This is a genomic window from Candidatus Nitrosarchaeum limnium BG20, assembly GCF_000241145.1.
Taxonomy (GTDB): Archaea; Thermoproteota; Nitrososphaeria; order Nitrososphaerales; family Nitrosopumilaceae; genus Nitrosarchaeum; species Nitrosarchaeum limnae.
This window is the reverse complement of sequence record NZ_AHJG01000239.1, coordinates 1-20,254: the sequence shown is the minus strand read 5'-3', so window position 1 is coordinate 20,254 and position 20,254 is coordinate 1. Positions and strand designations below refer to the sequence as shown.

At 33.6% G+C, this 20,254-nt stretch carries 31 protein-coding genes, 1 tRNA gene and 2 pseudogenes; 19 read left to right on the top strand and 15 right to left on the bottom strand.

The window, feature by feature from the left end; all coding sequences use genetic code 11:
* Positions 1-77: 77 nt before the first annotated feature.
* The 9 genes from BG20_RS08545 (at position 78) to BG20_RS08505 (ending at position 3,454) form a co-directional block, all read left to right on the top strand.
* Entirely contained in the window at positions 78-599 is a 522-nt protein-coding gene (locus BG20_RS08545; protein WP_010193914.1) for a 50S ribosomal protein L5, read from the top strand.
* On the top strand, positions 599-778 hold the full coding sequence (locus BG20_RS08540; protein WP_007401540.1) for a 30S ribosomal protein S14: 180 nt from the start codon (positions 599-601) through the stop codon (positions 776-778). The genes BG20_RS08545 and BG20_RS08540 overlap by 1 nt, the downstream gene beginning before the upstream one ends.
* A gap of 5 nt (positions 779-783) precedes the next feature.
* The gene (locus BG20_RS08535) at positions 784-1,176 is read left to right on the top strand and encodes a 30S ribosomal protein S8 (RefSeq protein WP_007401539.1); all 393 of its coding nucleotides are present in this window, start codon (positions 784-786) and stop codon (positions 1,174-1,176) included.
* A complete protein-coding gene (locus BG20_RS08530; RefSeq protein ID WP_010193910.1) occupies positions 1,166-1,723 on the top strand; it encodes a 50S ribosomal protein L6 in 558 nt (185 codons plus the stop codon). Before BG20_RS08535 ends, BG20_RS08530 begins: the two co-directional genes overlap by 11 nt.
* Before the next feature lie 26 nt (positions 1,724-1,749).
* Positions 1,750-2,037, top strand: coding sequence for a hypothetical protein (locus BG20_RS08525; RefSeq protein ID WP_007401537.1), 288 nt, complete (start codon positions 1,750-1,752; stop codon positions 2,035-2,037).
* A gap of 70 nt (positions 2,038-2,107) precedes the next feature.
* A tRNA-Asn gene (locus tag BG20_RS08520) sits at positions 2,108-2,181 on the top strand.
* Positions 2,182-2,371: 190 nt separating this feature from the next.
* Entirely contained in the window at positions 2,372-2,611 is a 240-nt protein-coding gene (locus tag BG20_RS08515; protein ID WP_007401536.1) for a hypothetical protein, read from the top strand.
* A gap of 40 nt (positions 2,612-2,651) precedes the next feature.
* A complete protein-coding gene (locus tag BG20_RS08510) occupies positions 2,652-2,876 on the top strand; it encodes a hypothetical protein (RefSeq protein ID WP_010193906.1) in 225 nt (74 codons plus the stop codon).
* Positions 2,877-3,004: 128 nt separating this feature from the next.
* Positions 3,005-3,454 carry a DUF2299 family protein gene (locus BG20_RS08505; RefSeq protein WP_048097180.1) on the top strand — a complete coding sequence of 150 codons (450 nt, stop codon included), beginning with the start codon at positions 3,005-3,007 and terminating at the stop codon, positions 3,452-3,454.
* Between the two features lie 269 nt (positions 3,455-3,723).
* Here BG20_RS08505 and BG20_RS08500 read toward each other — a convergent pair whose 3' ends face one another.
* Complete coding sequence (locus tag BG20_RS08500; protein WP_048097179.1) at positions 3,724-4,230, bottom strand: hypothetical protein; 507 nt, start codon at positions 4,228-4,230, stop codon at positions 3,724-3,726.
* A 340-nt stretch (positions 4,231-4,570) separates the two neighbouring features.
* On the opposite strand from BG20_RS08500, the gene BG20_RS08495 reads away from it, so the two are divergent.
* On the top strand, positions 4,571-5,056 hold the full coding sequence (locus BG20_RS08495) for a DUF4352 domain-containing protein (RefSeq protein ID WP_010193900.1): 486 nt from the start codon (positions 4,571-4,573) through the stop codon (positions 5,054-5,056).
* Positions 5,057-5,147: 91 nt separating this feature from the next.
* Positions 5,148-5,453: a hypothetical protein gene (locus BG20_RS08490; RefSeq protein ID WP_010193897.1), complete on the top strand. Its 306-nt coding sequence runs from the start codon at positions 5,148-5,150 to the stop codon at positions 5,451-5,453.
* An 81-nt stretch (positions 5,454-5,534) separates the two neighbouring features.
* Here the strand turns inward: BG20_RS08490 and BG20_RS08485 are convergent, their stop codons facing one another.
* The 4 genes from BG20_RS08485 to BG20_RS08465 form a co-directional block, all read right to left on the bottom strand.
* The gene (locus tag BG20_RS08485) at positions 5,535-5,942 is read right to left on the bottom strand and encodes a PPOX class F420-dependent oxidoreductase (protein ID WP_010193894.1); all 408 of its coding nucleotides are present in this window, start codon (positions 5,940-5,942) and stop codon (positions 5,535-5,537) included.
* Between the two features lie 58 nt (positions 5,943-6,000).
* Positions 6,001-6,525, bottom strand: a complete 525-nt coding sequence (locus BG20_RS08480; protein ID WP_007401530.1) for a winged helix-turn-helix domain-containing protein — start codon at positions 6,523-6,525, stop codon at positions 6,001-6,003.
* A 394-nt stretch (positions 6,526-6,919) separates the two neighbouring features.
* A complete protein-coding gene (gene purC / locus BG20_RS08470; RefSeq protein WP_010193882.1) occupies positions 6,920-7,744 on the bottom strand; it encodes a phosphoribosylaminoimidazolesuccinocarboxamide synthase in 825 nt (274 codons plus the stop codon).
* Positions 7,745-7,789: 45 nt separating this feature from the next.
* On the bottom strand, positions 7,790-8,176 hold the full coding sequence (locus tag BG20_RS08465) for a hypothetical protein (protein ID WP_010193878.1): 387 nt from the start codon (positions 8,174-8,176) through the stop codon (positions 7,790-7,792).
* Positions 8,177-8,404: 228 nt separating this feature from the next.
* On the opposite strand from BG20_RS08465, the gene BG20_RS13785 reads away from it, so the two are divergent.
* On the top strand, positions 8,405-8,533 hold the full coding sequence (locus BG20_RS13785) for a hypothetical protein (protein WP_256359095.1): 129 nt from the start codon (positions 8,405-8,407) through the stop codon (positions 8,531-8,533).
* Positions 8,534-8,604: 71 nt separating this feature from the next.
* Positions 8,605-9,102, top strand: a complete 498-nt coding sequence (locus tag BG20_RS08460; protein ID WP_010193876.1) for a pentapeptide repeat-containing protein — start codon at positions 8,605-8,607, stop codon at positions 9,100-9,102.
* Between the two features lie 458 nt (positions 9,103-9,560).
* Here BG20_RS08460 and BG20_RS08450 read toward each other — a convergent pair whose 3' ends face one another.
* The 7 genes and pseudogenes from BG20_RS08450 to BG20_RS08420 all read right to left on the bottom strand — a co-directional run bounded on the left by BG20_RS08450 (position 9,561) and on the right by BG20_RS08420 (position 15,636).
* Positions 9,561-9,839, bottom strand: a complete 279-nt coding sequence (locus BG20_RS08450) for a DUF427 domain-containing protein (RefSeq protein ID WP_010193872.1) — start codon at positions 9,837-9,839, stop codon at positions 9,561-9,563.
* A gap of 41 nt (positions 9,840-9,880) precedes the next feature.
* On the bottom strand, positions 9,881-10,126 hold the full coding sequence (locus tag BG20_RS08445; RefSeq protein ID WP_007401523.1) for an Lrp/AsnC ligand binding domain-containing protein: 246 nt from the start codon (positions 10,124-10,126) through the stop codon (positions 9,881-9,883).
* A 1-nt stretch (position 10,127) separates the two neighbouring features.
* Entirely contained in the window at positions 10,128-11,561 is a 1,434-nt protein-coding gene (purF, locus tag BG20_RS08440; protein WP_007401522.1) for an amidophosphoribosyltransferase, read from the bottom strand.
* Entirely contained in the window at positions 11,554-13,719 is a 2,166-nt protein-coding gene (gene purL, locus BG20_RS08435; protein WP_010193862.1) for a phosphoribosylformylglycinamidine synthase subunit PurL, read from the bottom strand. Before purL ends, purF begins: the two co-directional genes overlap by 8 nt.
* A pseudogene (purQ, locus tag BG20_RS08430) lies at positions 13,716-14,347 on the bottom strand (phosphoribosylformylglycinamidine synthase subunit PurQ). The gene purL and the pseudogene purQ overlap by 4 nt, the downstream one beginning before the upstream one ends.
* Before the next feature lie 158 nt (positions 14,348-14,505).
* Complete coding sequence (purS, locus tag BG20_RS08425; RefSeq protein ID WP_010193861.1) at positions 14,506-14,766, bottom strand: phosphoribosylformylglycinamidine synthase subunit PurS; 261 nt, start codon at positions 14,764-14,766, stop codon at positions 14,506-14,508.
* Between the two features lie 84 nt (positions 14,767-14,850).
* A complete protein-coding gene (locus BG20_RS08420; protein WP_010193860.1) occupies positions 14,851-15,636 on the bottom strand; it encodes an SIMPL domain-containing protein in 786 nt (261 codons plus the stop codon).
* Between the two features lie 92 nt (positions 15,637-15,728).
* On the opposite strand from BG20_RS08420, the gene BG20_RS08415 reads away from it, so the two are divergent.
* The 4 genes and pseudogenes from BG20_RS08415 to BG20_RS08400 all read left to right on the top strand — a co-directional run bounded on the left by BG20_RS08415 (position 15,729) and on the right by BG20_RS08400 (position 17,992).
* Entirely contained in the window at positions 15,729-16,439 is a 711-nt protein-coding gene (locus tag BG20_RS08415) for an ArsR/SmtB family transcription factor (RefSeq protein WP_010193859.1), read from the top strand.
* 84 nt (positions 16,440-16,523) lie between these two features.
* Positions 16,524-16,948: pseudogene (locus BG20_RS08410) on the top strand (hypothetical protein).
* 27 nt (positions 16,949-16,975) lie between these two features.
* On the top strand, positions 16,976-17,773 hold the full coding sequence (gene tatC / locus BG20_RS08405) for a twin-arginine translocase subunit TatC (protein ID WP_010193858.1): 798 nt from the start codon (positions 16,976-16,978) through the stop codon (positions 17,771-17,773).
* A gap of 12 nt (positions 17,774-17,785) precedes the next feature.
* A complete protein-coding gene (locus BG20_RS08400; protein ID WP_007401516.1) occupies positions 17,786-17,992 on the top strand; it encodes a Sec-independent protein translocase subunit TatA/TatB in 207 nt (68 codons plus the stop codon).
* On the opposite strand, the gene BG20_RS08395 is transcribed toward BG20_RS08400, so the two are convergent.
* The 3 genes from BG20_RS08395 to BG20_RS12765 all read right to left on the bottom strand — a co-directional run bounded on the left by BG20_RS08395 (position 17,989) and on the right by BG20_RS12765 (position 19,184).
* Positions 17,989-18,417: an SRPBCC family protein gene (locus tag BG20_RS08395; protein WP_010193661.1), complete on the bottom strand. Its 429-nt coding sequence runs from the start codon at positions 18,415-18,417 to the stop codon at positions 17,989-17,991. The genes BG20_RS08400 and BG20_RS08395 overlap by 4 nt on opposite strands.
* 7 nt (positions 18,418-18,424) lie before the next feature.
* Positions 18,425-18,982 (bottom strand): UbiX family flavin prenyltransferase, encoded by a 558-nt coding sequence (locus tag BG20_RS08390; protein ID WP_010193659.1) that lies wholly within the window; start codon positions 18,980-18,982, stop codon positions 18,425-18,427.
* Positions 18,983-19,046: 64 nt separating this feature from the next.
* On the bottom strand, positions 19,047-19,184 hold the full coding sequence (locus BG20_RS12765; protein WP_193353037.1) for a hypothetical protein: 138 nt from the start codon (positions 19,182-19,184) through the stop codon (positions 19,047-19,049).
* Positions 19,185-19,283: 99 nt separating this feature from the next.
* Between BG20_RS12765 and BG20_RS13395 the strand changes: the two genes are divergently transcribed.
* The gene (locus tag BG20_RS13395) at positions 19,284-19,628 is read left to right on the top strand and encodes a DUF1246 domain-containing protein (RefSeq protein ID WP_238527580.1); all 345 of its coding nucleotides are present in this window, start codon (positions 19,284-19,286) and stop codon (positions 19,626-19,628) included.
* The coding region (locus BG20_RS08380) for a DUF1297 domain-containing protein (RefSeq protein WP_238527579.1) at positions 19,525-20,254 on the top strand (730 nt) is incomplete at its 3' end. The genes BG20_RS13395 and BG20_RS08380, both read left to right, overlap by 104 nt.

Genomic DNA, 20,254 nt, shown 5'->3' with positions numbered 1-20,254 from the left:
AAGAAAAATTGAAATTCCAACAGACATCATCTTAGCAATAGGAAAAAAGGAACCTGTAATTCAAATAAAGTGATCATATGTCCCAAGTAACACAATCCCCAATGAAAAAAATATCTTTAGAAAAAGTAGTCCTAAACATGGGATTAGGAAAATCTGGAGACATCATTATTGTTGCTAAAAAAGCATTAGATCACATTTCAGGCAAAAAATCATGTGCACGTAATGCTAAAGAAACACAAAGAGAGTGGGGTGTAAGACAAGGAGAACCAATTGGAGTAGCAGTTACAGTAAGAGGGGATGATGCACGAGAATTACTCAAAAGATTACTAGATGCAAAAGGTAATCAAATCAACGGTAGATCATTTGATGATTTTGGAAACTTTTCATTTGGAATTAAAGAACACATAGACATACCAGGTGTAAAATATGATCCACAAGTTGGAATATTGGGCCTTGGAATTTCAGTGACACTTACTAGACCAGGTTATGGAATTAGAAAAAGAAGTAAACACAAAGCAAGTGTTGGAAAAAATCACATCATCAGTAATCAAGAAGCAAAGGATTATCTAGTTAAAGAGTTTGGAGTGACGATAGTATAATGCCAAAAGATAGATCATACGAAGCAACGGGTAGGAAAAAACATGATTTTGGAAGAGGTTCTAAATGGTGTAAACGATGTGGAGATTATACAGCAGTAATTCAAAAATATGATTTAATGATATGCAGACGATGCTTTAGAGAAGTAGCAACATCTTTAGGATTTAGGAAAAATATGTGATTAGTATGCCGGCACAAAACGTTTTAGCAAATCTATTTGTAACATTATACAATAATGAAGCAAGAAGAAAGAGTGACTGCACTATTCTTCCAACTTCAAAATTAGGCATTGAAGTACTAAAGACATTGCAAAAAGATGGGTATATTGGAGAATTTGAGCACATTGATGATAAAAGAGGAGGAAAATTCAAAATCAAACTATTGGCAAAGATAACAAAATGTGGCGCAATTTCACCAAGATTTAAAGTAAAAAATTCAGAATATAATGATTGGGAACAACAATATCTGCCAGCATACAACAGAGGTATGTTACTTGTAACAACAAACCAAGGAGTAATGTCCCATCATGATGCTGTAAACAAAGGATTAGGAGGATTTTTGATAGGATATGTCTACTGAGCAGATTGAAAAATTCCAAGAAGTAGTAGAAATTCCTAAAGGAGTTACTGTAACGTTAAAGAAACACATGTTACATTTCCAAGGACCACTAGGTAAAACTCACAAAAACTTTAGAAACATACCAGTAAACATTGAAGTTAAAGACGGTAAAGTAATACTAAAATCACAAGGATATAGAAAAAGAGACTATTCCATTTTACATACTGCAAGATCAATTATCAGAAACATCTGTGAGGGATTAATTACTGGATATACAATTAAAATGAAAATAGTATTTGCACATTTTCCAATTACTGTTAAAGTGCAAGACAAAACCGTACTAATTGAAAACTTTCAAGGGGAAAGATCAGCACGAGTTTCAAGAATAATTGGAAATACCAAAGTAGTTCCAAAGGGTGAAGATGTAATTTTAACAGGTGAAGTGTGGAACGACATCACACAAACTGCAGCAAACATTGAATTGCGTAGTAAAGTTAAAGATAAAGATCATAGAGTTTTCCTAGATGGTGTATATTCCTACGAAAAGAAAAAAGGAATAGAAAAATAATAGGATAATATCTTTTAACATATTACATGACACTTGATCCTGAATTTTCAAAACAAACATCAACATTAATTGAACAAACATTAGAATTATACAAAAGTGCAGGGGCTTCACCCAGAGTAGGACAATTATGGGATTGTCAAAATGTTGGTGACTTTCTTTGTGGGTTTTTTGTAGGTGAAATGGTTGGTTCCGCACTAAGTGCATTTCAAATTGTGCATAAACGAGAACCTACTGCAGATGAACATATGGAGATCATTGAGTTGGTAGAAAGCTATTCAAAAGAAATTAAAGAATTCTTTGTAAAATTCAACTAACATCTTCAAAGTGTTGTCTAATTTCAATAGGCGCAAGGATTAAATCGCTTTTACAAAGGTACAAACTTGTGCCTCCCTAGCTCAGCGTGGTAGAGCATCCGACTGTTAATCGGATGGTCATCAGTTCAAGTCTGATGGGAGGCGCTTCTTATGTCTAATTTCGAATTTTGAAAGAATATTTTCCTACAGGATACAATAAAACAACACATTAGAATAGAATATTTCTAAATTCGAATTTAGAAATATTGATCGATTGGAACAATTTAGTTTATTCTATTAGACTGGATAGATCTAATAGATGATCGCATATCAAGTATAATGCAGGAGGTATACATTGGTCAGAACTAGAAGGGCCAACAGATATTGCGTAGATTGTGGCGCAAGACTGGTGTATTACCCAAGATTATCCAATCCAAAGGCCCCAAATGAACACCGAGTTCTAGTATATGCATGTCCAGACTGTACTGAAGACTTTGAAAAACCAAAAATGTTTTCAATTAGACGAAATCAGGTAGATGATCCACTTGAAACAGTTGAAATAGAAATTACACAAGTCCAGAAAAAAACTAGTTAGAAATGAAGAATTTTATTACAAAATTAGAGTAAGAAAGTAGATGGAGTTTGGAAAGTCTAGAAGTAATGCATGGTATCTTTTACCTGTGTTTGTTGGATTAATTGGAGGGGTTATAGCATATTGGGTTTTAAGACGTGATGATCCAAGTAAGGCAAAAAAATGCTTGTACTTAGGAATAATTTTAGCAATTATTGGAATTATAATCAACATTATGGTTGTTACACAAATACCAGATTTAGCACCAAATTTCAACGTAAATGTGTAATCAACTAACGGATTTGTAAGCAAGCATGAATTTAGGATGTTTCTAAATTCGAATTTAGAAATACAGTAAATTTAGAGAGTAAAGGTGTTGAATTTAGAATCATATAGAACTAGAAGAGGAATAAAATAATGAGTATGTCAAGAATGCGAGATAATATTGAAAGATGGCTAATACATGAAGGTCTTTCTTTTCAAGAGATGAAAAACCCTGAAAACACTTTTCAAATTCTAGTAAAACATGCAGGCAAATATGGCATACCTACAGAAATATTTGAACCAAAATCACAACCAGGGGTTATAGTAATAGGAGCTAAAGTGATATTGAAAGATAATCAAATTGCAAGATACTTGGGTTTTACTGAGGATGAAAAAGAAAAATTTGAGAGGCGAGTTGCAGAATATTGCAATTCAATACAAGCAATTAATCGAATTGTCACAGAAGATGGTAAGCAAAAGGTAGGGGTATTTGTCGTATTAGATGACAAAGAGAACATAAATCAACAGACTGTTTTAGATGCAATAAACAAAGCGTCGGAATTACATGAAAAAACATCACGATTTTTGATGAAGACATTCTAAATTTATCTAAAATCAAAGAAATTCTAAAAAACGTAAAAAACTAAAAACACGCCTAAACGTTAAACCCCCCTTGAAATTTACAGGGTTTAGTCACATCGTGATTTTTTCAAAAAAGGCTGTTTTAGTGGGGGGATTAACACTTGTGCCTGTATTAAAAAAGCAACCGCAAAACCACCTAGATGTACCAGCTAAACATGTGTCATGTTTTTTTGTCGTGCGTGAAAGCTAAACCCCTAATTTTTGATCAAAAAAAGAAAAAATATTGATGATTATGGAGAATCATATACTGTACCTACACAAACACCTTCAGATGTTGTGAGTTGTACAATTAATGCAGCATCCACTGTTGTGGCACTTGTGCCTTTAACAGTAACCTGATTTCCATGAACCCAAGCATCACCATCTTCAGAAAGGGAAGTTACACAACCGTTTTCATCCAAGGTAACTTTGTGTGCATGCCATAAACCATCATCAATGACTTCAGAAGAGTCTTCTATTCCTGCATGTGATGTTACAGCATAAATTCCATCGTCAGTAACTAAAACATATGCATTAACTAATCCTGAACCATCAGCTGGTTTTGTGTCTCCTGCATGTCCCCATACTTTTAGAGATGGGTTTCCTTGACCATCAAGACCAAATGATTTTAGATCTTGATCAGCATTACCAGTTGAATCATTTTTTGGATCCATTACTAAAGCAAATGCTGGTGTCAGTATCATTGAAACTGCAAATATGGCAGCGAATGATACACCTAGAATTGTTTTTGTATTCATTGGTAAAACTCTCGAATAAAGTGAATATAAGTTTTTCATGTAATTATGTAAGTATGAAAAACATAATTTATTGTGAACAAAAAATGTTCATTGAAATGAACACTATCTTATAGAGAATGCAAATATCAATGGAACTGCTATTATCCCAAAAATAGCTGCAATTTTGATAAAGTCTTTTTTATCTAATGATTTGAATCGACCCATATCAAACATCAATTTCAGTTATTTTTAATTCATTATGTGTATTTTTAGAGAATTTAGGTATAAAATAGCCCAATTACCTAGGTTATTTTCACTACTTTACGCTTCAACTATATACTAAATTTTTACAAATCACACCATGGTACAAATTACAATCATCATCATAATTGGCGCAATCATCATATCTATGGCAGCTGCCATGTTCATGTATACTCAATATCAAACAAATTTCATTACTGCAAATTCAGGAGAATCGGTAACTGTTGGTCCCGTAGAGTATACCGTAGTATTTGATGGAACAAATCAAGGAAATAACGAAACAACACCAGAAAACACGTTTGTTAAAATCAAAATAACCGCAAAAAACATCAGTATTGAAAAAACTAGAATTTCCGGAGGTCAATTTTACCTTGTTGATGACAAACAACAAAAAGTGCAACCAACATATGGTAAATTCACTCCAGAAGACTTGTTAGATGAATGGTTAGAACCAAACAAGCCAGTAGTGAGAACTACACAATTTGATGTTCCATTTGATGAATTAAAACAATACAATGTAATGATCCGTCCATCAAAACAACAATCATCAGTTGATACTGCACTGATCTGCATCATTAATTGTTGATCGCAAAAAAAATATTGTCAATTTTTACTAGCAGCAAGGCAACAATGTGTGACTTTAACCATATAACCGCATCATTAAACTAAATTATCCAATGGCAACATCCAAAGCCAAGCGAGTAGAAGCAGCTAAAAAAGCCGCACGTACAAGAAAAAGAAATGCGGCACTAAAAGCAGCTGAAGCAGCAAGAATGGCAGCAAGAAGAAAAAGAAGTCGAGCAGCAAAGAGAGCAGCAGCAACTAGAAAGAAAGCAGCTCCTAGAAGAAAAGCTCCAAAAAGAAAAGCAGCTAAAAGAAGAACTGCATCTAAAAGAGCAGCTCCAAAAAGAAAAGCAGCTAAAAGAAGAACTGCATCTAAAAGAGCAGCTCCAAAAAGAAAAGCAGCTAAAAGAAGACGATAAACTGCTTTCATTATCTTTTTTCATTTTTATTTTAGAATAAATTTAAAATGTTTCTAAATTCGAATTTAGAAATATATGATTTTAATTAGTGTTAATTTTTAATTCAGGTAAAACAAATACGTGTTCCGGTTTAATTTTTAAAATAATTCTTTTCTCATCATCTCGTTTAAACGGATAATGTTCTTTGCCCATGTATTGCAGAGTAAGTTTGTCGGCATGCAAATAATCATAATCAGAAATTATTTCTTCAACTCTCCCACGAATTGTTGTCATGTCAAGTGGATTGTCATGAGAGATTACAGATACTGCAACACGTGGATCACGTAAAACATTTTTGTGTTTAATTCTTCCTTCTGCAGTATTTACTAGAATGTATCCAGAATCATAGTTTGCCCAAACAGGGGATAGTTGTGGAGACCCATCTTTCATTATAGTTGCAATAAACACAATATTTTTTTGTTCAAATAATTTCTGTGCTTTTTTGTCCATTTTTGATCATTTTGTAAGATCGCATCTAGTCATTTTAGTTTTGTGATCAACAATAAGCCTATTTGATCGATTCTTTTCTTCCAGAATTCTCCATGATGTTAGTCATTGCACGATTCATAATTTCCATTACCAAGTATTGTGAATAATCTTGCGAGTTTTCACCTTTGATTTTTTTTGTTCTAGTGGTTTTTGGGGTTATTGCTCTTAGAATCTTCTCAATTTTTACAGATGTACTATCAATTACTTTGGAGTATTTTGAATCAAAATCATCAGGGGCCACATAACCAAGTAATTTTGTAGATGTGCTATAAAATTTAGTTATTGCACCTCGTGATTCTTCGATTTTTGCAATTTCAATTAGACCTGAATCTTTTAAAATATCTAGATGGTGTCGGACAGTAGTTAGGGCTTTTTTGTATCCTGTCTTTTTTAGCTCATTTGCAATTTGGTCTGCAGATAATGCTCTATGATAAAGGATTTCAATGATTTTGGAACGTGCAGGGTCTTCGATTGCACGTGCGTGTTTGACACTTGTTGTGAGGATTCTGTTTACTTTGATTTCTTTTTCTAGTAATGTAGACATGCTGATAACTGCTTTAATTCTGATCTAAAAGATCCTTGTATCATATTTTTTGTCTAATCACGTCAATTTTTTTTTGCTATTATTCTAGTGAGAGAAGTATCAAAAAGACCTACCCGTTATCAAAAATATTGTATTGCAAATAAATTCATCATCATCATTATCATATTAATAGCAGCACTATCATCCATATCTTACCATTATCATATTTATCATAGCACTACAATATTTTATAAAAAAATAAAAAAAGTCAATGATTCAAAAAGATATGTCGTGATCAAGATGCAAATGATACAAAATGATATGTTAGAAAAGCAATTAAAAATAAAATTCGAGTTGAGGGTTAGATTTGAGTCAACATCTAGTCATGAAAATAAAATTTTTTAAAATAATCAAATCACAAAGAATGCCCAGTTAGTTTTTCATATGCAGTAACATAGCGCTGAGTCATCTTTTGGATTATGTCTTTTGGAATTGTTGGGGCTATTGGTTCTTTTCCTGTATCACGTGCATCATCAAATTGTTTTTGATAACCTTGCTCAGTTAACCAGTCACGCAATATCTGCTTGTCATATGCTTCTTGTGTTTGACCAATCTTGTAAGAATCCTTTGGCCATAATCTATATTCATCAGGACCAATAGAATCACCCAAAGTTATTTGTCCATCTAAGATTCCAAATTCTAATTTCAAATCAGCCAAAATAAAACCAGCCTTATCAGCAAGGGCAGACATTTTTTTGTAAATATCAATTGAAGTTTTTTCAAGCCAAGCATACTGTTCTTCTGTTACTAAATTCATCTCCAATGCTTTAGTTTTGTTAATTGGAATATCATGCTCAGATTTTGTTGTTGGATCAAATATTGGCTCTAATAGTTTTGCAGCAAGTGTGGTATTGGTTCCATTAGGTAGCATCACATCTCCTTTTTTCCATCTACCTACAAGACTGCCATAAAAATAACCTCTCACCACACATTCAATCGGCAACATCTTCATTTTTTTAACTATGATTTCAGTATCCGATTGTCTTTTTACAAAATGATTCGGTACTGTTAATTCATTAAACCAAAATTCCGCAAATTTGCAGAGTACTTTTCCTTTTTGAGGGATATTTTCATTAAACTTTACATCATATGCTGAGACTCTATCTGAGAACTTGAAGAGTAATGTGTTTTCATCGATGTCATATAGATCCTTTACTTTGCCTGAAGTCAGAAATTTCAAACAGCCAAGCTACATTTCAATTGAATTTAACTGCTCGGAAATGCATTACGACCCCATCATGCCTACCATTTTTGGCAGTTCTCGATATGCTTTGTTAACAAATACATCATGATCTGCATTAATCATGACAAATTCCATAGGATTGCCTGGTGGTGGTGAAAGGATAATTTTCTGACCAGATTTTAAGGTCTTAATATCAAGTGTATCACCTGCCCCAAAATTCACATGAATGTTAGTTAAAGTCTGAGAACCTATGTTTTGAATTGTAATCCTCCCAGTAACAAAGAGGCTTTGTTTGTCAATAATAGGATCTACAAAAAGAGCATAATCTTGAGTTGCTACAGAAAGTTTCATTACGTCAAAACCAAATATTGCAGCCATAATTCCAATAACTCCCACACCGATGATAATGAAAATGGTATATTGTTTCATTGAAGGTATTTGTTTTTTCTAATAATTAAGAGAAACGTATATGATCAAGACTAAAAAATGTGAAAAATACTCAGATATTTGTGCCTGAAGCAATTATTAGCTGAATCTAATTTTCACATTGTTTAAATTATTTAAAGAGGGATTAGCGGCACGGAAACAAGTTGTAGAAATTGTAAAAAACTATTTAATGCAAAAAATGCATTATTTTGCTCTACAAGCTGTTACAAGTTGTATTCAGACGCATTAGAGAGAAAGGACACTCCATTACAAACAGAGAGAGTGTGTGATCATGATTATACAAAAAATGGTACAATGAGTTGCAGAAAGTGTGGTCGTTCAAGTTTACTTATCAAATGAAAAACATATCTAATTAACATAAACTGAAAATATCTAAATTCAAATGTGTTAACGGTGTAATAAAAAATACAATGAATCCATCAGATGTTTTTAAGAAAAGAAATTTTTCAAAAACAAATTTTGATTACGAGGATTTGATTGGGAGAAATTTATCTAATTCTATCCTAAGTGAGGTTGATCTGAAAAACAGAGACATCCATAATGCAGATTTGAGTGGGTCTGACTTGAGTGGATCTGACTTGAGTGGAACCATATTATTTTATGTAAAATTACGTGGTGCTGATTTGAGGGGAACGAGTCTATCTGATGCAAAATTGTGGGATGCCGACTTGTATGGAGCTGATCTTCGTGGTGCCGATATTAGGGGGGCAGATTTGTTTTATACTGATTTGAGAAGTGCTGATTTGAGCCAAGCAAATTTAAGCGGAGCCAATATCAGACATGCAAATTTTGAGGGGTCTATTTTGACGGATGTAGATTTTACAGGTGCAAATTATGATGCATATACGCTTGAAACAGTAACTGGAAATTCAAAATTAGTATTAAAAAAACAAGGCAAGCAATGGTAAATAGATTATATTCACATATCAAACTTTAAACATAGATTATGAGTCAAGTCTCTGTTTTTTATTAAGATCATATTCCATCTTTTGCTTTAATTTTATTACAGATATTATAAAAAATACAACTCCCAAAATAAACACGAAAACAGCACACAGAATCCACATCACATCAAATCCATAAGAGATTGAGAGCATAGACGGGATCATAAAGCTAAAAATCAAAAACAAAGCTCCCATGATAGCCAATATTTTCATAATATCTATTATTGGGATTTAGTAATTGTAGATTTCTTTGTAATTAATGAACAACATCATGAATTGTTTTTATAATAGAATTACAAAAAACGAAATGGTTCAGGCGTATGGCAAAAAGCATATTTTTATTTCTAGTAGGGAGCATAGTGGGATTCATAACTACTCCACTTCTCTAAATCTTTCTTTTTTAATTAATTTTTTACCAAAAATTACTTAACTAAAACCCCATTCCAAAATGCTACTCTACCTTTGATCTTTTTGGCAGCATCATTTGGTTCAGCGTAATACCAGGCACAGTCCTTGTTGGTTTTCCCATTAATTGTCACAGAGTAATAATTTGCCATTCCTTTCCAACCACAAAATGTTGTCAAGTCAGTTTTTTTGAAATATTCTTGTTTAATTGAGTCAAATGGAAAATAATGATTCCCTTCAACAACTACAGTGTCATCACTTTCTGCAATAATTGTATCATTCCAAATTGCTTTCATAACATAATTTTCTAAAAAACAATATTTAAAGAAATATTTGATTACTTTTTGTCTTGTTCAGGTATTACAGATAGGGTCGTAGTAGATACCACATGTTTGATTTTTCGAATTTTTTTTGTAATAGTATCTTCTACTTCTTTTGCTGTTTTTGCCTCGACTTTGACAAAAATATCATAGACACCAAATGTCCCTTTAGCTTCTTTTACTGAATCAATTTTAAGCAATTCACTCATTACATCCATTTCATGAGCCATTACACTTTTTACTAAAACATAGGCAGTTTCCATGTTATTCGCCTTTCATCTCAATACGGGTTTTAAACTCTGGTGTAATTCCTAGTGAATCATAATTTCCAGACGAACAGGTAAAACACATCGAATCCTTTGGAATCCCCACGGCATTTGCCAGATTTTCAGCATCATTATAACCTAAAAAGTCAGCCCCTATGCTCTTTCGAACCATTTCTGTAAGTTCCTCTTCAGTCATATTTTTGCCATCAGAAAACGTTGCAAGTTCATCTTGAGAGGGAAAATCAATTCCGGCATAACATGGAAATTTAATTGGAGGGTATGTTATTACCATGCTAATTTTTTTTGCACCTGCTCTTCGTAATGCCTGAATAATTGCCTTTGAACTAGTACCTCTAACCAAGCTATCATCAATTACAACAACATGTTTACCTTCAATTATTTCCCTGATTGGAATTATCCATCGATTGATTTCAATTCTGTCACTTTGATGAGGTTCGATAAAACTACGTAGTGGACCTTTTTTGCTGTATCTATCTTTGAGTAGTCCTTCATCAAATGTAAGTCCCAATTCCTGGGCATACCCCAATGCTGCAGGTCTTGCAGAGTCAGGTACAGGTATTACTAGATCCGCATCGTGTATTGGAAATTTTCTTGCTAAAAATTTGCCAATGTTTTTTCTAGAGATGTAAATGTTAGCGCCTTCCATATTGCTTGATGGATGTGCAAAGTAAGTAAACTCAAATGAGCAATGAGCTCGAGAAGCATCTTCTGAGAATCGTTCAGTCTCCAATCCATTGGTGCTTAATTTTATTAATTCGCCTGGCTTTACATCTCGCTGTAATTTTGCACCCACTGCAGAAACTGCAGATGATTCGGATGCAACAATGTATGTATCATCAGATTCTTTGTAACCTAAAACCATAGGACGAAATCCCTTTGGATCCCTTGCAGCATAAACTGAATTATCATCAGAGATAAATGTAAAGCAATAAGAACCAACCATCTCATTTTTTAAAATTGAAAGCGCTTTTCCCATTTGACCATTTTCAGAAATCAAAGATACTAATCTTTGAGCTGCCACTAGAGTATCACTAGCATTTTGTGGGGTAAACGAACAACCTCCGACTAGATTTGATAATTCTTGGACGTTTGCAATAGTTCCATTATGGGCAATACAAAGATCTTTTACTTTTAACGGCTGTGCATTTTCAAGTGTGCTCCTACCCATTGTAGAATATCTCACATGTCCAATTACGGCAGGAGAAGAATATTCTTCTGATATTTTTTTAAATTCAGATGAAGCACCAGATACCAACCCTAATCTTTTTAGTGGTTCTTTGTTTGGAATAGCAATTCCCCATGCTTCTTGACCTCTATGTTGCAATGCCCTTAGTGCATCAATTGCCATTGGAACTACATTAGTTCCACTAAGACTAAAAATTCCAACTACTCCACAATTTTCTTTAACCATGAACCACCAACTCCCTTAACGAATTAAACCAAGTTTTTTGAGCCTTATCAACTCTTAGATCTATGATCGGTTTGTTTGATTTACTAAATAAGATGTTTTTACTGCCAAACTCTCCAATTGTATTGTGTTTTATTTTGCTTGTTTTGAGAATATCTTCTATTTTTTTTATATTTTTCTTGGATACGACTAGTAGGTATCTTGAATGACTCTCAGAAAATAAAATTCTATCCACATCTAATTTTGGTCCTGGTACTTTGTCCAGAGATACTTTACAACCCACGTTGTAAGTCATACATATTTCAGATACTGCTACTGCCAATCCACCTTTGGAGCAATCATGAGCAGCTTTGAGTAATCCTTTTTGAATTAATTCCAAGACCACAGTCATATTAGATTTTGATTCTTCAAAATTTACTACCGGGCATTTCCCGCCAATAAACTTGTGAATGTATTCAAAATATTCAGAGCCACCTAGCTCATCTTTAGTATCACCAATTATTACTAGTAAATCATCAGGCGAAACTGATTGAGAAAATAAAGATGTTTTTTCAGTTATCCCTAAAATTCCAATCAGAGGAGTAGGCTTTATTGGGCCAGAGGGGGTTTCGTTGTAAAGGCTTACCTTTCCACCAACGCAGGGGATTTCAAAATATTTCGCAAAATCGGTTAATCCTTTAAGTGATTCTAAAAAGGTCCAAAAGATTTCAGGATTTTCAGGATTTCCAAATTGTAAATGATCAAGCATCCCTATTGGTTTTGCACCAGTACATACAACATTTCTACATGCTTCCTCAAAGCATCCAATAGCACCTTCTCTAGGATTAATGTAACAGTGTTTTGGATTACCATCAATTTTAGCAGACAAGAATTTTCCATTATCTAATCTCAATACAGACGCATCTTTTCCAGGCTTAACGACAGTTCTAATTCCCACCTCATGATCATATTGACCATAAACCCAGATTTTACTTGCAATGTTTGGAGATGCTAAAAACTTCATCATCATTTTTGAATAATCAGAAATAGGTTTGAGTTTTTTTTCTTGTTCTATTGTTTCTAAATATACTGGTTTTTTCGAAGACCTATCCAACAATTTGGCATTTGCAACCACATCTGTTGGAAGATTAGCGCATGTCTTTTTTCCTTTTTTTACATGCATTATACTATCACTTGTAACATGTCCAATTACAGAACATGTAATTCTAAATTTTTTACAGATTGTTTGTAATTTCTTTAATTTTTCATCAGTAGTAACAATTAACATTCTTTCTTGAGATTCCGATACCATAATCTCATCAGGGCTCATATCAGATTCCCTAGTGTGGACTTTATCCACATCCATTTCAATTCCAATAGACAAGGCATCAGCAGTTTCAGATACTGCACATGATAGGCCTCCACCTCCAAGATCTTTCATGGCATTAATGAGATGCTGGTCTCTTGCTTCCAAGATTGCTTCTATGATTAATTTTTCAATGAATGGATCTGGGATTTGTACAGCAGAACGATTTTCAGATTCTAGTGAATCAGATGCAAACTGTGAACCACCGATACCATCTCGACCTGTAGAACCACCCAGAAGTACAACAATATCACCTTTCTTTGCATGATTTTTAATCAGATTCTTTTTTTTACCAAACCCTATAGCTGCAACATCAACTAGGGCATAATTAGAATAACATTGATCAAATTCTACTTCTCCGCCAATAGTAGGAATCCCCAAACAGTTTCCATAGTCGGCAATTCCAGTAACTGCGTTTTTAAATAGCCACCTTGCTTGCATATCTTTTTCAATATCTCCAAATCGTAATCCATCAAGGATTGCAATCGGTCTTGTTCCAGCGGACAGTATATCACGAATCACTCCACCAACTCCAGTTGCAGCGCCACCGTAAGGTTCCACTGCAGATGGGTGATTATGACTTTCAATGTGTGCAGTAATGACATAACCATCTCCAACATCCAACACACCAGAATCATATCCTTTTTCAGAGATTACCAGAGGTCCTTTCATCGGTAACATTTTGAGGTGTTTCTTTGATGATTTGTAAGAACAGTGCTCAGACCATTCGGCAGCTACAATTTGTAATTCAGTCGAGGTAGGTTTTCGTCCAATCTTTGAAGTTAAGTCATCTAGTTCCTGTGGTTCTAGACTCAATGTGTAACACCAATTGTATCAAGTAAAGATTCAAAAATTAGAGAAGATGGTTTGTTGTCAATTGGATTTATTGCAGACTCGGCAGCTCTTTCTGGATGAGGCATCATACCAACAACATTTCCATCCTCATTGCACACTCCTGCAATTTTATCTGTAGAGCCGTTGATAACTTCACTATATCTAAATACAATCTGATTGTGTTTTTTAATTTTTTTAAAGTGTCATTATCCACATAGTATCTTCCTTCACCATTTGCAATAGGAATTGGAATTTTCTGGTGTAGTTTTAATTTATTTGTAAATGGTGTCTTGTTATTTTCTACAATTAGATTTGTCCAACTACACATAAAATTCAGAGAGGTATTTTTTAATAAGGCGCCAGGGAGTAACCCTGCCTCTACAAGAATTTGGAATCCATTACATACACCTAAAATAGGAATTCCTTTTTCTGCCATTTTTCTCACATCAGATATTATAGGACTGTGTGCTGCAATTGCACCTGACCTTAATCTATCACCATATGAAAAACCACCAGGTAAAATTACAGCATCAATGTTTTTTGGTAGTCCCTTTTCATGCCAAAAATATTCAGCGTTAAATTTGAAGACATCAGTTAAAACATGATACATATCACGATCGCAATTACTGCCAGGAAAAACCACTACGCCTACCTTCACGCCTTATTTTATCTGCAGCGATATTTAATTTGAAGCAAATTGCAGATAAATGAATTCTGATCGCTATTAAGAATAAATGGATTTTTCTATAAATTACTCATGTAGGTAGATTATGCATCAAAAACATCAATTATGACTTTACTAACCATGGGATTGTAAATTCTTAATTCGTCACAAATTTCTTGAACTGTGATTTTTGCTGATTTTTTATCCTTCTCTTTGATTGTAAATTTTAGCATCTTTGCAGTTTTAATTTTAGATACTGCCGAATGATTCCCTTTTAGTACTAAATCATTTAGAATAGTTTCACCCTCAGGATCACTTATTCCAGGTTTATTTTCAATAGTTACATGAACGTTAAATGTAGCCATTAATTTGCAAAATCAAAAAGAGGTTAATCTATCTTCCTACATTGTTCAGATTTTAGTAAAGCATTACATTTTAAAAAAAAAGATCTAGTTGCTTCCTATAAGGAAGACAACATTTACACTTGTATTGACATCTTGATCAGATGAAAATATCGGTGTTGGCATGGATGATTTTGCAGCTCCTTCACTGTAAGCCATATCATACATTGGCATTGGGTATGGAATTGAAAATTCAGAAAGAGAGATTGCTTTTACACCAATAATTTTGTAATTTAGTGGGGATAAAGCAAGTTCTGCCTTAGATTTTGCATTAAGAACAGCCTTTTCTAAAAGGTCATCTTTAAGCTTGGATGCAACATCTGGGGATAGTGAAAAATACACACTATCTACTCTGTTTACTCCTGCATCTACAGCACCGTCAATTATTTGAGCAATGCTATCAAGTTTCTCAGTTTTGATATTGATGATATTGCTTACTTTGTATCCAATTAATTCTTGGACATTTTTCCCAGTATCTTTTTCCTGATAATAATTGTAGACAGGATAAATGTTAAACTGAGATGTACCAATTTCTGCGTCAGTGATTCCTACCTGTTTTACAGCAGTTATCACTTTGTTCATCAATTCGGAGTTTGATGCTAGTGCATCTTTAGCAGTTTTTTCTTGAACTTCAACACCAAAACTAATGTTTACGAGGTTTGGCTCTACGCTTGAGATGGCATTACCCGTAACAGATATCACTTTTTCCCTTGATGGAAATGGAGTTACTTCTTCTTGGGCAACTGCGCTCGGTACAATTGATATTGCACCCAAAGTCACAGAGACTACCAAAACAGCAATGACCACTGCAAAGATTTGTTTTGAATGTTTCATAATTATGATAAAGATATTTTTCTAGTTAAGGTTTGATTAAATCTCAATTTAACAGCAAGTCTTATTAACACACCCATAATTTTACAGGTTCAATGAAAGATGAAATAGAAGATAATTCAATAGGAATTGCAGACAGAGTTGAAATATTATCTACTGAAGACCAAAAAATAAAGGCAATAGGAGAAATATTAAGTTCAGATTCAAGCCGAGAAATTTTAAAAATTTTATTTAATGATTCGTTAACCGCAAATCAAATAGCACAAAAAACAGATATTTCCCTACCTTTGGTAATTTACCATTTAAAAAAGATGCAAGAAGCAGGTGTTGTCAAGATTACAAACATTGGAAAAAACACAAAAGAAAGAGACATGAAATTTTATACTGTAGATAAACTTGCAATTGTTATTCTACCATTAAAAATGTCAGAGCCGGCAAAAAAGAGCAAATCACTTTTTAATTCATTTACAAGAATTCATAGATTAGCTACACTTGGAGGAGTATCAATAGCTGCGTGGTTTTCTTCACAGTTGATTCAGAAGGGAAGAGAAGTCAGTATTAATGAAAACATGATAGCCACAAATCCCATTTCTCCTGATACTCCAGAGATGGCAATGAAGTCAATGCCAGTACAAGAAGCAGGAGATTCCATGGTACAATCCACACAAATCATGCAACCAATTGAACCGTTATCTCAATTATTGTGGTCAGTAGTAGCTGTATTATCAGTAATTGTTGCAGGCTTAGTAATAGAAGTAGTAATTTCAAGAAAATATTCAAAATATCTCAAAACAAAGATAGAATAATCTCAGATATTGGAATTTATATCAGAAGGATACAGTGTAAGTAGATTGTCAAGATCAAGATATTGGAAGATTACCGCTGATGAGATGGAAAAATTTGTCTATAACGAAGAAAAATTAATGAATTGGGAAATTAAATGTGTCAGAGAGCCAGAGGTAGATGCAATTTTTATCGGCGTTTTCATGTATAGAAATGGAACACCATATGATTATGAGTCAGTCAAGGGAATCACATATATCATAATAATATCCCAAGAAAGGAGCTTCCAACAATCACAAGTTTCCTTCAAGAAAAATTTGGAGGAAAAGAAATGGAAAAAGGGGAAAGAATATTTCTTAAAGGTTCAAAAGAAATCTACTCCAGCAAAGATTTGGCTTCATTAGCAAAAAGCATGGAACAAAAATTCAGGACAAAGGCAATCATATCATTAGAATTTCAAGATTTGAGTCTCGAAGAGCTAAAAAATGCAGGATTGCCAGAAGCAAAACTACTTCCAATCCCAGGCAAGTAAATATTGTTTAAGATAAATGGATTTTAGATGACATCCATTGAAGACATCAATCAACATCTTGAAGAGCTTAGAAAACGAGTAGTTCGCATCATTATTGTCATAGGAATTATTTTTGCATTTGTAATATCATGTCATTTGTATCCAATAGATGTTTCTGGAATTCATCTTTACTATCCACAAATAGATCCAATCAACAATGTTGCAGCGCAAATTACCACCCATATGAAAACAAGCTTAATTCCAGACGGAGTTCAATTGATACAGACTGAGCCAGGACAGGCTCTATTTGCCCAAATTTATGTCGGAGCACTTGTAGCAGTCGTATTTGGAATGCCGATAATAATCAAAGAAGCTGTAGGATTCATCAAACCAGCATTAAAAGAACGAGAGATTAAAGTTACAAGCAGAGTTGCACTACCAGCATTAGGATTATTCATTACAGGTTGTCTGTTTTCTTATTTTCTAGTAATTCCATACATGTTAGAATTTCTATACATGTTTGGTGATGCGTCAGGATTAATTACATTTCTAAACATCATGGATTTCATCACTTTTGTTTTACAATATTTGCTTGCATTTGGCATTTCATTTCAGATTCCAATAGTAATGTATGCCTTGACAATGTCAGGCATAGTAGGAGATGATTTTTGGAGAAAAAATGTGAGATATGCAATTTTGGCAATCATAATTTTCGGGGCGATCATTACACCTGATGGCAGTGGAGTCACAATGTGGTTTATCGCAGTACCAATGATGGTGCTTTATTTTGCAGGCATGATAATTGAGTACAAAAAACATAAAAAAGATTTAAATCTTAAATCATAGACTATAGCTCAGATGACACTAGAAACAATTTCCCTTGCAATGCCGGGAATTAATGAAATATTGATAATTCTAGTGCTAGCAGCCGTATTTATTTTTGGAGCAAAAAAGATTCCAGAATTAGCCAAAACTCTCGGTAAAGCTAAAGGAGAATTTGAAAAAGGAAAAATCGAGGGAGAAAGAGAATTAAACGATTTTAAAAACAAAGAAAAAATAGACTAGCCTTCAGCAATTAAAGCAAATTCATCAACAATTTTAGAATATTCTTTTGAGATATCTTGTCTGCCAATAATAGAAGATAATCTCATCACTCCTTTCAATTTCCAATTTACTTCAACTATTAATTTTGTTCCGTTTGGAATATGCTCATAGTGGTAAGTGATATGAGTTCCTTTTGAATCTCCTCCAATAATAAAAATTTCATGTAGAATGGGGTCATCAATTACATGCTTTGCCATCATCACTAATTCTCGTCCAGCAATTCGTAGATGTTCTTCTACAACGGAGGTATTTCCACGAACAGATATTGTTCTAACAGAAGGATAGTACTGAGGTAGAATTTTTTGAAAATTTTCAAAATTACTAGTAATTTCAAAGACTTTTTTTCTGTCAGCCTTTATGATTTTTTCAAAAACTATTTTTGGCAATTACAAGTTAAAAAGTACCCCAGCGAGGGTATAAACCGTGCTCTAGATCAAATTGGTCCAAGCATTTACCAACTCCATGATTTACAATGTCATCAATAGTTTTTGGTTTTGTATAAAATTCTGTAACAGGAGGCAAGATAACTATTCCCAATCTAGATAATTTGAGCATATTCTCAAGATGTATTGCAGATAGGGGTGTTTCTCTAACCATTAAAATTAATTTTCTAGATTCCTTAATGGTCACACCTGCAGCTCTTGCGACGAGAGTGTCATCATATCCATTTGCAATTGCAGATAATGTTTTCATACTACATGGTGCAACAATCATGCCATCAACTTTATGAGTTCCACTGGAAACACTAGATGCCATATTTTTTTCATCAGAAGTAGTTGTTGCAAGAGATTTTACATATCCTATCTGAAACTCAGTTTCCATAGTAATGCATTTCATAGCCCATTCAGACATTATGAGATGTGTCTCAACGCCTAATTTTTTTAGAACCTCTAACAAACGAATTCCATAGATTGCACCTGTACTACCAGTAATGCCAACTATTAGTTTCATAATGAATTATCTAAAGCACAACGGTATTTTATCTATTAGTTAGCAAAGCAAATTTGGCACTAGGCTAACTTTGGGCATTATCATCAAATGTACCTAATTTCTGTTGTTCTCTTCTTCGTTTTAGCCATAAAGATATTCCACCGGCAGCCATTGCAGTTAGTAAAATCACTCCAGCCATTTGCAACTCAACTGAATAAAACATAAGATCACCTACAATTCTTTTAAGAAAAATCTTGTGATCATAAAATCGATCCAATTAATTGAAAATTAGCTATATTAGTTCCCGTTTTCTAGTCAAAATGTGATCAGTAGTTCTGAAATTAAAAAAATAGTAAACGAATATTCAGACGTCAGAATAGGAGTGATGGGAAGTCATTCAGCATTAGAAGTCATGGATGGAGCAAAAGATGAAAATTTTCAGACTGTGGTTTATTGTCAAAAAGGAAGAGAGGAACCATATAGAAGATTCAATAGAATCGCAGATGAGATCATAGTTTTAGATAAATTCAAAGACATGGCATCGCCTAAAAAATCAAAAAACAATGAGGGAGACAAATACAATAGTTATTCCACACAGATCACTTACAGTATACCTAGGGTACAAAACTCTAGAAAATTCATTCAAGGTTCCAATATTTGGAAATAGGAAATTATTCCAAGCAGAAGAAAGAACAGCGAAAAGAAATCAATATTTTCTGCTAGAAAAGGCGAAAATAAAATTTCCAAAATTATTCAAAGATCCAAAGAATATCAATAAACCATGCATTGTTAAAGTACAGGAATTAAAACGACCATTAGAACGGGCATTTTTTACTGTATCATCATACAAAGATTATAAAGAAAAATCAGAGGCAAAAATAAAACAAGGGTTAATTTCTAGAAAGGATCTAGAAAAATCAAGTATTGAAGAATTAGCTATTGGCACATACATGAATTTTAATTACTTTTACACACCAATTTCAAAACAAGTTGATTTTATAGGAATAGAAAGACGATTGCAAACAAATGTTCATGATTTTAATGCACTTCCTGCAAAACAACAATTAGACATCAATGTTGATTTACAAAATATAGAGGTAGGACACACACCTGCAAGCATCAGAGAATCATTACTTGAAAAAGTGATAAAAATGGGGGACAAATTTGTTTCAGCAGCTAAAAAAGAATATGCACCAGGAATCATTGGGCCATTCTCTTTGCAGAGTGTTATTACAAAAGATCTTGAACTAGTAGTGTATGATGTTTCGCTTCGGGTACCAGGCAATCCAATAG